The organism is Methylobacterium sp. C33D (assembly GCF_053345825.1).
The window spans coordinates 1-11,745 of the sequence record NZ_JBKFAV010000071.1 but is presented as its reverse complement, the minus strand read 5'-3'; the positions used below and the strand labels follow the sequence as shown (position 1 = coordinate 11,745).

General features: G+C 67.7%; 11 protein-coding genes. 9 read left to right on the top strand and 2 right to left on the bottom strand.

Annotation, left to right across the window (positions count from 1 at the left end; genetic code table 11):
• Positions 1-2,108, bottom strand: a 2,108-nt coding sequence (locus ACLBXO_RS30725) for a S8 family serine peptidase (RefSeq protein ID WP_447687777.1), incomplete at its 3' end; no start/stop codon positions are given.
• Positions 2,109-2,700: 592 nt separating this feature from the next.
• Here ACLBXO_RS30725 and istA point away from each other — a divergent pair.
• From istA to ACLBXO_RS30680, 9 genes are all read left to right on the top strand, one after another.
• Positions 2,701-3,996: an IS21 family transposase gene (istA, locus tag ACLBXO_RS30720; RefSeq protein ID WP_447687778.1), complete on the top strand. Its 1,296-nt coding sequence runs from the start codon at positions 2,701-2,703 to the stop codon at positions 3,994-3,996.
• Positions 3,996-4,778 carry an IS21-like element helper ATPase IstB gene (istB, locus tag ACLBXO_RS30715; protein WP_029361734.1) on the top strand — a complete coding sequence of 261 codons (783 nt, stop codon included), beginning with the start codon at positions 3,996-3,998 and terminating at the stop codon, positions 4,776-4,778. Before istA ends, istB begins: the two co-directional genes overlap by 1 nt.
• A gap of 63 nt (positions 4,779-4,841) precedes the next feature.
• The gene (locus ACLBXO_RS30710) at positions 4,842-4,988 is read left to right on the top strand and encodes a hypothetical protein (protein ID WP_447687779.1); all 147 of its coding nucleotides are present in this window, start codon (positions 4,842-4,844) and stop codon (positions 4,986-4,988) included.
• Between the two features lie 220 nt (positions 4,989-5,208).
• Entirely contained in the window at positions 5,209-6,444 is a 1,236-nt protein-coding gene (locus ACLBXO_RS30705) for an urea ABC transporter substrate-binding protein (protein ID WP_447687776.1), read from the top strand.
• 5 nt (positions 6,445-6,449) lie between these two features.
• Positions 6,450-7,316, top strand: a complete 867-nt coding sequence (locus ACLBXO_RS30700) for a branched-chain amino acid ABC transporter permease (RefSeq protein ID WP_331317196.1) — start codon at positions 6,450-6,452, stop codon at positions 7,314-7,316.
• Positions 7,313-8,380, top strand: a complete 1,068-nt coding sequence (locus ACLBXO_RS30695) for an ABC transporter permease subunit (protein WP_447687775.1) — start codon at positions 7,313-7,315, stop codon at positions 8,378-8,380. The genes ACLBXO_RS30700 and ACLBXO_RS30695 overlap by 4 nt, the downstream gene beginning before the upstream one ends.
• The gene (locus ACLBXO_RS30690; protein ID WP_056530338.1) at positions 8,377-9,135 is read left to right on the top strand and encodes an ATP-binding cassette domain-containing protein; all 759 of its coding nucleotides are present in this window, start codon (positions 8,377-8,379) and stop codon (positions 9,133-9,135) included. The genes ACLBXO_RS30695 and ACLBXO_RS30690 overlap by 4 nt, the downstream gene beginning before the upstream one ends.
• A 1-nt stretch (position 9,136) precedes the next feature.
• Positions 9,137-9,862: an ABC transporter ATP-binding protein gene (locus tag ACLBXO_RS30685; protein WP_331317191.1), complete on the top strand. Its 726-nt coding sequence runs from the start codon at positions 9,137-9,139 to the stop codon at positions 9,860-9,862.
• A 43-nt stretch (positions 9,863-9,905) separates the two neighbouring features.
• On the top strand, positions 9,906-11,462 hold the full coding sequence (locus ACLBXO_RS30680; protein ID WP_447687774.1) for an amidase: 1,557 nt from the start codon (positions 9,906-9,908) through the stop codon (positions 11,460-11,462).
• A gap of 32 nt (positions 11,463-11,494) precedes the next feature.
• Here ACLBXO_RS30680 and ACLBXO_RS30675 read toward each other — a convergent pair.
• The coding region (locus ACLBXO_RS30675) for an ethanolamine ammonia-lyase light chain EutC (protein ID WP_447687773.1) at positions 11,495-11,745 on the bottom strand (251 nt) is incomplete at its 5' end.

Here is an 11,745-nt window from a genome sequence, read left to right as displayed (position 1 = left end):
GACACGGCGAGCAGGCCGGCATTGTTGGCGATGGCGCCGTCGATGCGGCCGGCGCTGGCCAGCACGGTGCCGGCATTGGTCAGGCCGCCGCTGATGGTGCCGCTGGTGGCGAGCGTGCCGGAGTTGGTCACGCCGCCGCCGATGGCGCCGGTGTTGAGCGCCGTGCCGGTGTTGGTCAGGCCGCCCAAGACGGTGCCGGCGTTGACTAGGCTGCCGCTGTTGGCCGCGCCGCCGCCGATGATGCCTGTGTTGAGAGCCAGACCGGCATTGGCGACGCTGCCTGTGATGGTGCCGCTGTTGGCGAGGACGCCGAAATTGCCGACGCTGCCAGAGACGAGCCCGGCATTGAGGAAGCTCGCCGCCGAGCCGACGAGGACGGGCGCGGTGAGGCTGCCGGTGGCAGTCAGGGCGAGAGTGCCGGTGCCGACCAGGGCGCCGCCCGTGAACGTGTTGGCGGCCGAGAGCACGGCAGTGCCGCTCCCGGTCTTAAGGAGCACGCCCGGCTGGCTGCCGTCGGCGATCGGCCCTGCAAAGGTGGAGGTACCGACGTCGATCTGCAGGGTGCCGGGGCCGGAGAGCGTGAGCGGGCGAGGGGTGGTGAAGCCGTCGGCGAGGACCTCGAAGGTACCGCCGCCGAGGATCAGGCCGGTGCCAGCGGCACCAAGATTGGCGTCGCGGGAGACGGCCAGGGTACCGCCATAGACGGCAGTGCCACCGGCATAGGTGTTGGTGCCAGCGAGTTCGAGGGTGCCGAGCCCGATCTTGATCAGGCCGCCAACGCCCGAGATGTCGTTGGCGAAGCGGCCGTAATAGGCTTGGCCGTTATAGGTGGTGTTGACCGTCCAGGTTGAGGTGAACTGGCCGGGGCCGTCGATGGCCTTGCCGAGGTTGAGCAGCCCCCAGCCGTAGGTGGTGTTCGGCCTGTCGGCGAGTCCGTCACCGAGATGGGTGGCGGTGGTGAACATAGTCTGGGCGATTTGCGGCGCTGTCAGGAACGGGAACGCCTGGCGCAGGACAGCCGCGGCCCCGGCTACATGAGGCGCCGCCATCGATGTGCCGTCCAATGTGCCGTAATTTGAGCCGCCAGGACCCGTCCCAACCGCTACAGTCGAGTAGATGCCGACGCCGGGAGCGGCGATGCACCACTCTGCTGTTCTCCCGCACAGATTACTGAAAGCAGCAATCTGGCGCTGATCATTGACAGCAACCACTGATACAATGTATCCATTTAGACTTGAGAAATCAAAATCGCTCCCATCGACTGGGCCGGTTGGCGCATAATCAGCGCTAATCTTGCCGTCCGGTCCTTTTCCATAATTGGTGTAAAATTGGTATATGCCGCTATTGGCGTTTGATGGCTTTATAAACGGGAATAGTGCATCGCTCATTGGATTTAACGACGCTATAGGCTGATCTGTTCGGGCATTGCTCGCAGCAAAGACCATCAATATATCTTTGTCTGCAGCTTTTTTTAAAGCATTATATTCGGCAAGTGTAGAATTTACATTAAGTTCAATGTTGCTCTGGATGCGCCAATTTTTATTTTCTACTGATTTCTTGTTTATGATATTGTATTCTTGAGAATAATTTTCTCCATAGCTCCCATTGAGCACTTGAGCCCCGTTGCCGGCTGCCCACTCTATCGCTTCAGAAGTATAGCCTAGATTAAATAGTGCCATAATTCGACTGTCAAAAGCGACGCCCATCATCCCGATATCATTCCGGGCGGCCCCTATCGTGCCTGCCACATGAGTTCCGTGGCTAGCAACAGCATCAGAGTCAAATATAGGAAACGGCTGTGCGGAGCCGCCGATGAAATTACGCGATCCGGAATATATTTTTCCAATGAAACTGTTAAATTCCGGATGAGTTGAGTCTAAGCCAGAGTCGACAACAGCGACTAGCACGCCGTTGCCAGTGAAGCCGCGCGCATACGCTGATGACGCATTGATTGCACCGAGCCCCCAATCAGCCCAGTACTCTGTAGTTTCAAAGTCTTGCTTCGTGAGCCCGAATGTCGAAGGTGAGCGCGCCGGAACGGTTTGGGCGGCGACCGGTCCAAGAGCCAGCATCAACGCGGCGAGTGAGCATCCGACGAGGAGTTGCACACGTGAGGAACTGCGCTCCCATATAACCGATCTAACGGCCGCGCCGCGGCGCAAAGTGGTCGAGTTACGTGCGGCGCAAATCGTATGATTCATAGAAGCCCCCCTCATTCTAAAACGATGAGGTCAAGGCCTTGAACCAGAAACGCATTAAGCGAGCTATTGCTCGTCTGACACAGCCAGAGTGTGAGTGCGGATTTGGGACGACAACGCACTTAATTTGGGACGCAACGCCCCCTGCAAGCTGGAACAACAACTCTGACTGGATTTTTGTCAGATCAAAATTTTTCTTAGCTGTTTTTCAATGATTGCCGTGCGCACTCCCACGAGGTGCTTCAACGCGGGCCGCCGACCGGTTTCTCGTCTCGGGCAATCGGGCGCACGTGTCTGGGACTGTCAGGAATTCCGTGTGCGGCTAGCCGGCATCCAAGGACATCCTCACCTCCCCCGACCCGATGCAGCTCACCGACCGCCTCGCCTAGCGCAGCGGCATCCGGTCATCATGACCGCGAGCGTTCGTATGTGTCAGGCGACACGGCAAACTGACCCCTGACGCCATGAGGACCTGACCCCCTCGATGAGCGAGGAGGTCGAGATGATCAGGAACGAAGATCAGGCTCTTCAGCGGACGGACGATCCGCGGAGGGCCGAGATGAAGACGCCGGACGACGTATCGGCGATGGTGCGGCTGAAGGCGCTGGGCTGGGGTGCCAAGCGGATCGCGACCGAGCTCGGCTGTTCGAAGAACACGGTCAAGCATTGGCTCCGTCAGGGTGATTGGCGTTCCTCTAAAACGCCTTCACGATCGAAGCGGCTCGACGGCTTGATGGACTGGTTGGCCGAACGGTTCCGGCAGCATGCCGGCAACGCCGACGTCGTGCGCCAGGACCTCGCCAACGAGAAGGACATCCACGTCAGCCTGCGCACCGTGGAACGGGCTGTGGCGCCGTTGCGGCGGGACCTGGTGATCGCCGCGCGGGCGAGCGTGCGGTTCGAGACGCGGCCAGGCGAGCAGATGCAGATCGACTTCGGCGAGCGGCGGATCGAGATCGGCGGTGTGCCAACCCGGGTCTCGCTGTTCGTTGCGACGCTCGGTTACTCGCGTCGACTGCATGTGCGCGCCTTCGGCCACGAGCGGCAGGAGGACTGGTTCGCCGGATTGGAGAGCGCCTTCCAGGCGTTCGGCGGTGTGCCGCGTGAGGTGCTGCTCGACAATGCCCGCGCCCTGGTCCTGCACCATGACCCGGTCAGCCGCGAGGTCATCCTGCATCCGCGGTTGCACGCCTTCTCCCGGCATTGGGGCTTCCGGGTGCGGGCCTGCGCCCCGTACCGGGCGCGCACGAAGGGCAAGGACGAGCGCGGCGTCGGCTACGTCAAGAGGAACGCTGTGGCCGGCCACCGCTTCGCGAGCTTTGCCGCCCTGGAGGCGCATCTCGATGCCTGGACGCGGGATGTGGCCGACCGGCGCGCGCACGGCACGACCGGTGAGGCGCCGGGCGCGCGGTTCGCCCGGGACGAGGCCCGGGCGCTGCAGCCCCTGGCGGGCGTGCCGCCGTTCTCCGCCGCGCGCGATCTCGTGCGCCGGGCCGGGGCAGACTGCGCGGTCAGCGTCGACGGCAACGCCTACTCGGTGCCGTGGCGGCTGATCGGCGAGCGGGTTCGCGTCACCGTGAGCGGAGCGGTGGTGCGCGTCCACCACGGCGGACGTGAGGTCGCCGTGCACGCCGCGTTGAAGGGGCGCCACGGCCGTGTCGTCGACGATGCCCATCTGGCCGGGCTTGTGGGTAGCCGAGAGCGACCGGCTCACCGGCTCGACCCGTCGCCCATCATGCCGCCGGCGCTGTTGCGGCCGCTGGCCGAGTACGAGGCGATCGCCGGGGGAGGCTTCTGATGGACGATGACCACCTCACCCTGCTGCTCGACCGCCTGAAGCTGACGGCCATGCGCGATCAGCTCGATAGCCTGATCGACGAGGCTGGCCGGGGCGAGCTGACGATCCGGGAGGCGCTGACCCTGTTCTGCGAACGCGAGGTCGCTCGGCGTGACCAGCGCCGCATCGACATGGCCTTCGGTCTGGCTCGCTTCCCCTTCGTGCGGGACCTGACCGGCTTCGACTTCGGCGCCCAACCCTCGCTGGACAAGGCGCAGATCCGTGAACTTGCCACCGGCCGCTTCATCGCCAATGGCGAGGCGGTGCTGTTCCTCGGGCCGCCCGGTGTGGGCAAGACGCACTTGGCCGTGGCGATCGGGCGCGCGGCGATCGTGGCCGGCTATGGCGTGCTGTTCACCCCGGCCACGACGCTCGTGGCGCAGCTGGCCAAGGCGCATGCTGAGGGCCGGTTGGAGGAGCGGCTGACGCACTACGCCAAGCCGAAACTGCTGATCATCGACGAGCTCGGCTATCTGCCGTTCGAGCCGGATGCCGCGCATCTGTTCTTCCAGCTCGTCAGCCGCCGCTACGAGCGGGGCGCGATGCTGGTGACCTCGAACCGGGCCGTGGGCGAGTGGGGAAGCGTGTTCGGCGACGCGGTGGTAGCCACCGCGATCCTCGATCGGCTGCTGCACCACAGCCACGTCGTCACCATCCGCGGCGACAGCTACCGGCTTCGTGAGAAGCGTCGCAGCGGCCTCCTGCAAAAGGCGGCTGCGGTCCCCCAACCCACACCCGTCTAGGCGTGGGAAATTAGCATGGGGGTCAGATCCTCATGACGCGAAGGGGTCAGTTCCGGATGTCGCTTGATAAGCTTCCGCGCCTTCCAGGTGACCGAGGCCCTGGACGCCTTGGTCCGCCTGCGGGGGCGGCCCAAGAGCCTGCGGGTCGACAACGAGGCACCTCTACTCGCCCCGCGTGCCTTCTTCGAGCGGCGTGCCGGAAGTCCGTGACCGCGCATTTGCCCGCGCCGCGTCGTGATCGTTGTGTGGCATTTCCGCGACCGCGGCAGGCAGCCAGCGCCCCAGACAGTCGCCGCGCCCCGAGTTGCCGCTCCGATCTTTGACCGATCTGTGGGATTGGTTGGCATCGACTTTGCGAACCGGCCGCTCAACCGCTTCCGGTCACCGGACCCGAGGCGCGATGCGGAGAGGAGTTCGGGGGATGGGTGCGATGGACCGCCGGAAGGTGCTGAAACTGTCGGTGGCGGCCGCGGCCGGCACCGTCGCGATGCCGTTCGTCGCGCGGAAGGGCCTCGCCGCCGAGCCGATCAAGCTCGGCAGCCTGCTCGACGGGTCCGGCGCGCTGGGCCTCGAAGGCAAGCGGATGATCGAGACCACCGAGTACGCGGTCGAGCAACTCAACAAGGCCGGCGGGCTCCTCGGGCGGCCGATCCAGCTCATCGCCTACGACACGCAATCGTCGATGCAGCTCTACACCCAGTATGCCCAGCAGCTCGCCCTCAAGGACAAGGTCGACGTCATCCAGGGCGGCATCACCTCGGCGTCGCGCGAGGCGATCCGACCCATCTTCGACCGCGCGCGGACCCTCTACTTCTACAACACGCAGTACGAGGGCGGCGTCTGCGACCGCAACGTGTTCTGCACCGGGTCGACCCCCGCGCAGACCGTCAACCACATCGTCGACTACGCCCTCAAGAACTGGGGCAAGAAGGCCTACATCGTCGCGGCAGACTACAATTACGGGCACATCACCGCGAGCTGGATGACGAAGTTCATGAAGGATGGCGGCGGATCGGTGCTCGGCACCGACTTCTTCCCCCTCGACGTCACCAACTTCTCGTCCGCGATCAGCCGCATCCAGCAGGCGCAGCCCGATCTCGTCCTCTCGGCGCTGGTCGGCGCCAACCATTCGGGCTTCTATCGCCAGTGGGACGCGGCGGGCATGAAGTCCAAGATCCCGGTCGGGTCGAGCGTGTTCGGGCTCGGCGACGAGCTGACGACGATGGATCCCTCCACGACGAACGGGATCATCACCTGCTACGGCTGGTACAACGATCTCGACACGCCCGCGAGCAAGGCCTTCGTCGCCGGCATGCAGGCGAAGTTCGGCGCCGACGTCACCGATCTCAGCGAGCTCGACACCGCCACCTACGAGGGCATCCTGTTCTGGGCCGAGGCGGTGAAGAAGGCCGGCTCGATCGAGCGCGACAAGGTCATCGCCGCCCTGGAGAGCGGCCTCAGCATCGAGTCCCCGACCGGCACGGTCACCATGGACGGTGCTACCCACCACACCATCCGCAACACCTATCTGGCCCGCCCGAAGGACCGGAAGTGGGAGATCCTCGCCACCTTCCCGAACTCGTTCCCGGCCGACACCGGCGGTGCCTGCGACCTGATCAAGAATCCGCGCACCAACAAGCAGTTCACGCCGGACCTGAAGGGCTGAGGGCGATGGATCTCGCCGGGCTGCTCGCCTTCAACGTCGTCACCGGCATCGCCACCCTGGTCCTGATCACCCTCGGCCTCGGGGTGATCTACGGGATGATGCGCATCATCAACCTCGCCCACGGCGAGTTCATGATGCTCGGCGCCTACACGGCGGTGATGGCGAGCGGGGCCGGGGTCAACATCTGGATCGCGATGCTCGTCCTGCCGCCACTGGTGGTCGGCGTGATCGGGCTGATCCTGGAGCGCACCGTCATCCGCTTCCTCTACGGGCGGATGATGGACACGATGCTCGCCACCTGGGGCATCAGCCTGGGCTTGATCGGGCTGATCACCACGCTCTACGGCAACGTCGTGCGCGGCGTCTCGACGCCCGTCGGCAGCTTCGACATCGGGCGCTACGGGGCGAGCCTCTACAGCCTCGTCATCGTGGCGACGGCGCTGGCCGCCCTGGCCGCGATGTTCCTGGTGCTGCGCTTCACCAAGTTCGGCCTGATCCTGCGCGCGACCATGCAGAACCCGCGCATGGCCGCGGCGCTGGGGGTGCAGCCGAACCGCGTCTACATGGCGACCTTCGCGCTCGGCGCGGCCCTGGCGGGCCTCGCCGGCGGCGTCCTCGCCCCGATCTCGGGCGTCTCCCCGGCCATGGGTGCGGCCTACATCGCCCGCGCCTTCATCACGGTTCTCGGCGGCGGCCCCGCCATCGTCACCGGCACCGGTCTGGCCTCCAGCCTGTTCGGCGTCATCAACGAACTCGTCTCGTTCAAGACGACGCCGGTCATCGGCGACGTCGCCCTCCTCGTCGCGGCGATCCTGCTGATCCGCGTCCTCCCGCAAGGCATCACCGGCCGCTACCTGAGGCGCAGCCTATGATCTCCGCAGCTCCCGCCCGCCGGCTCTCCGCCGCGGGGTTCCTGGCGACGCTGGCCCTCGGCCTCGCCATCCTGTTCGGGGCGCCCCACGCCCTCGACACGTTCGGCCTCGTTCAGTGCACCGGCTTCGCGGCGCTCGCGATGTTCGGCCTCTCGCAGGGCTTCGTCTGGGGCTTCGCGGGGGTGATGTCCTTCGGGCAGGCCGCCTTCCTGGGTCTTGGCGGCTACGCCTACGCCGTCGCGGTCCTCAACATGGGCGACAGCACCGTGCCCGTCCTGCTGTCGATCCTGGTGCCGATGCTCTTCGCCGGCCTGCTCGGCTACTTCATGTTCTACGGGCGGATCAGCGACGCCTATATCGGCGTCATCACGCTGACCGTGTCGGTGATCCTGTTCCAGCTCGTCAACGCCACCTCCGGCAGCCAGTACCGGATCGGCGCGGCGGAGCTGGGCGGCTTCAACGGCATCCCGGCGATCCCCGCCCTCAACGCGCCCGGCCATCCCGACGAGCCCCTCGACATCGAGGGGATCTGGTACGCCGCGATGGGGGCCCTGATCCTCGTCTACGCCCTGTTGCGGGGGATCCTGGCGAGCCGCCTCGGCCGCGTGGTGGTGGCGATCCGCGAGAACGAGACCCGGGCCCAGCTGATCGGCTACGACCCGCGCCTCTACAAGCTCATCGCCTTCATGATCGCCGCGGGGGTCGCGGGCCTCGCCGGCTGCCTCTACGCCAACTGGGGCGGTTTCATCAGCCCGACCGTGTTCGGGCTGCCGATGTCGGCGCAGGTCATCATCTACGTCCTGGTCGGCGGCCTCGGCACCCTCGTCGGGCCGATGCTCGGCGCGGTGCTGATCCAGGCGCTGATCATCGCCGCCGGCAGCCAGAGCGCGGTTGATTCCAACCTCGGGCTCGGTGTCGTCCTCGTCGGCTTCGTCCTGCTCGTGCCGCAGGGGCTGATCCCGGTCGCCCGCGGCCTCGGCCTCCGCCTGCTGGAGCGGGCACGGACGCCCCGGGCCTCGGGCGGGAAGGCGAAGGACGCGCTCGCCGCGGGAGGCGCGCGATGAACGCTCCCACCCCCCTCACCGGCGCCCACGGGGCGCCCCTGCGCCCGCTCGTCGAGGCCCGCGGCGTCACCATGCGGTTCGGCGGGGTGACGGCGGTGGCCGACGTCGATTTCACCCTCGGCGAGGTCGAGCTGCGCTGCCTGATCGGGCCCAACGGCGCCGGGAAGAGCACCTTCTTCAAGATCCTGACCGGTCAGCTGAAGCCCACCGAGGGCCGGATCCGACTGCGCGACACGGACATCACCGGGGCCGAGCCCCACGCCATCGCGCGGCTCGGCGTCGGCATCAAGACGCAGGTGCCGAACGTCTTCAACGGCCTCTCGGTCCACGAGAACGTGTTCGTGGCGGCCGGCCGGCGCAAGTCCATCGCCCGCACCCGCGCCATCGTCGACGAGACCCTGACGCGCCTCGACCTCACCGGGATCGCCGGACGCATCGTCGGCCAGCTCGCGCACGGCCAGCGGCAATGGGTCGAGATCGCCACCGTGCTCGCCCAGGAGCCCGAGCTGATCCTCCTCGACGAGCCGGCCGCCGGCATGACCCACGAGGAGGTCCACCGCACCGCCGCGCTGATCCGCGAGATCAACCGCACCCACGCCCTGATCGTGGTGGAGCACGACATGCCGTTCATCCGGATGATCGCCAAGACCGTGACGGTGTTCAACCAGGGCCGGATCCTCATGGAGGATACGGTGGACGCCGTTCTGGCCGACAGCCGCGTGCGCGACGTCTATCTCGGCAAGCAGGCCGCCTGACATGACCGACCCTGCCAGCCCGCCGCTCCTCTCCGTCGAGGGCCTGCATTCCGGCTACGGCCGCATCCCGATCCTCGGCGGCGTGACCCTCGCGGTGCGCCCCGGCGAGTTCGTCGGCATCCTCGGCCACAACGGCATGGGCAAGACCACGCTGCTGCGCACCCTGATGGGCTACCTGCCGGCCACCGCCGGGCAGGTCCGGTTCGACGGGACCGACATCACCCGGCGCAGCCCGACGGCCCGGGCGCGCATGGGCCTCGGCTACGTGCCCCAGGGGCGCGAGATCTTCCCCGCGCTCAGCGTGCGCGAGAATCTGCGCATGGGCTGCCTGCTCGCGAAGCGGGACGAGGACGAGACCATCGGGGACATCCTCGCCACCTTCCCCCGGTTGAAGGCCTATCTCGACCGGCCCGGGGGTGCCCTGTCGGGCGGCGAGCAGCAGTTGCTGGCGCTGGCCCGCTGCCTCTGCGGCGGCCCGACCATCCTCCTGCTGGACGAGCCGACGGAGGGCATCCAGCCCTCGATCATCGAGGAGATCATCGAGATCCTCCTGCGGATCGGGCGCGAGCGCGGCATCGCGCTGCTCCTCGTCGAGCAGAACCTGACCTGCATCACCGGCCTCTCGGAACGCATCTTGATCCTTCAGAAGGGCGTCATCACCCGCGAGGTCCCGCCCGAGGTCGCGCGCGACCGGTCGCTGATCGACGAGTTCGTCGGCATGGCCTGAGCCGCCGCCGGATCCCCTCCCCTTCGCCAGTCCGGAGTTCCCGATGGATGCTGCCCCGCTCGACGCGCCCGACCTTGCCGGGATGCTGACCGAGATGACCGTCGCCGATGTCCAGGCCGCCTTCGCCCGCGGCGTGACGGCCGAGGCGCTGGCCGAAGCCTTCCTGGCGCGGATCGAGACCTACAATCCCCGCTACAACGCGATCATCTTCCGCAATCCGCACGCCCTCGACGAGGCGCGCGCGATCGACCGCCGCAGGGCCGCGGGCGAAGCCCTCGGGCCGCTGGCGGGCGTGCCGGTCGTGATCAAGGACACGATGGACGTCGCCGGCCTGCCCACCACGGCCGGCTGGCACTTCCTCTGCGCCAAGGCCGGGGGGGTGGACCTCGTGCCCGCCACGGACGCGCCCGTGGTGGACCGCATGCGGGCGGCCGGCTGCGTCATCCTCGGCAAGACCAACGTGCCCGTGCTGAGCGCCACCGGCAGCCACGCCAACGACAGCTGGGCCGGTCCGACGCTCAACGCCATGGCGCCCGACCTCCTGCCCGGCGGGTCGAGCGCCGGCACCGCCACGGCCGTCGCGGCCAGCCTCGCGGTCCTGGGGCTCGCCGAGGAGACCGGCGGCTCGATCCAGAATCCCGCCTCGGCGCAGGGGCTCGTCGGCATCAAGCCGACCTTCGCCCTGGTGCCCAATACCGGGGTGGTCCCGCTCGCCGGCAGCACGCGCGACGTGGTCGGGCCGATCGCCCGCTGCGTGCGCGACGCGGCGCTGACCCTCGATGCCCTGGCCGGCTACACGGCGGCCGACCCGAAGACCGTGGCCGGGATCGGCCGCCGTCCGAAGGGCGGCTACGCCGCCGCGCTGTCCGACACGGCCCTGCGGGGCAGACGCCTCGGGCTGTACGGGCCGGGCTGGCGCGACCGGGCCCTCTCGGCGGAGACGATCCGGCTCTACGCCCGGGCCCAGGCCGAGATCGCCGAGCGGGGTGCCACCCTGGTGGCCGACCCCTTCGCCGGAAGCGGCTTCGCGGAACTCGGCCAGCCCGTCGCCGGGCTCGATCACTACGACGCCCGGGGCATCGAGAGCGTGCTCTACGACCTCCACCACTATCTGCAACGGCTCGGTCCGCAGGCGGCCTACCGGACCCTCGCCGACTTCGACGCCGCCACGAAGGCGGAGGATCCCCTCGCCCCGGGCGGCGTCCTCGACTGGATGAATCAGGTGCCGGCCTTCGCGGCCTGTCGCGCCGATCCCCTCGCGCCCCCGGATCTCTCGGATTTCCTGGCGGCGCGCGAGCGGTACCTCGACATCTTCACCGCGGTCATGGCGCAGCACGGTCTCGACGCCCTGGTCTTCCCGCAGACCCGCGACGCGGTGCCGGCCCTGCACGGGTCGGAGACGATCCACGAGACCACCGTCTGCGAGATCAACATCGCCGGGCTGCCGGGCGTGGTCGTGCCGGCCGGCCGCTACGCCGCGGGCTCGCCCTTCTGCCTGATCTTCGTCGGACCGCTCTGGAGCGAGGCCGACCTCCTCGGACTCGCCTACGATTTCGAGCAGGCGACCCGGCACCGCCAGGCCCCCGACCTCCGGGCCTGAAGGGATGGCCCCCGCCGCGAACCCGGCGGGGGCTATCCGGCCGGCAGCGCCTCCGGGCCTGCGGGATCGTCCCGGCGCAGCGCGACGCCGCTGGTGCCCTGGGCCAGCATCGCCCGCAGCAGCGCCGCCATCTGCCCGGCGGCCGCCTCGACCGCTAGGCCGCCCTCCCGGATGTTCGAGATGCAGTTGCGCCGCGAGTCGGGCAGACCCGGCGCCGGGCCGTGCGTGACGTAGCAGCCCAGGCTGTCCGAGGCCGACAGGCCCGGACGCTCCCCGATCAGAA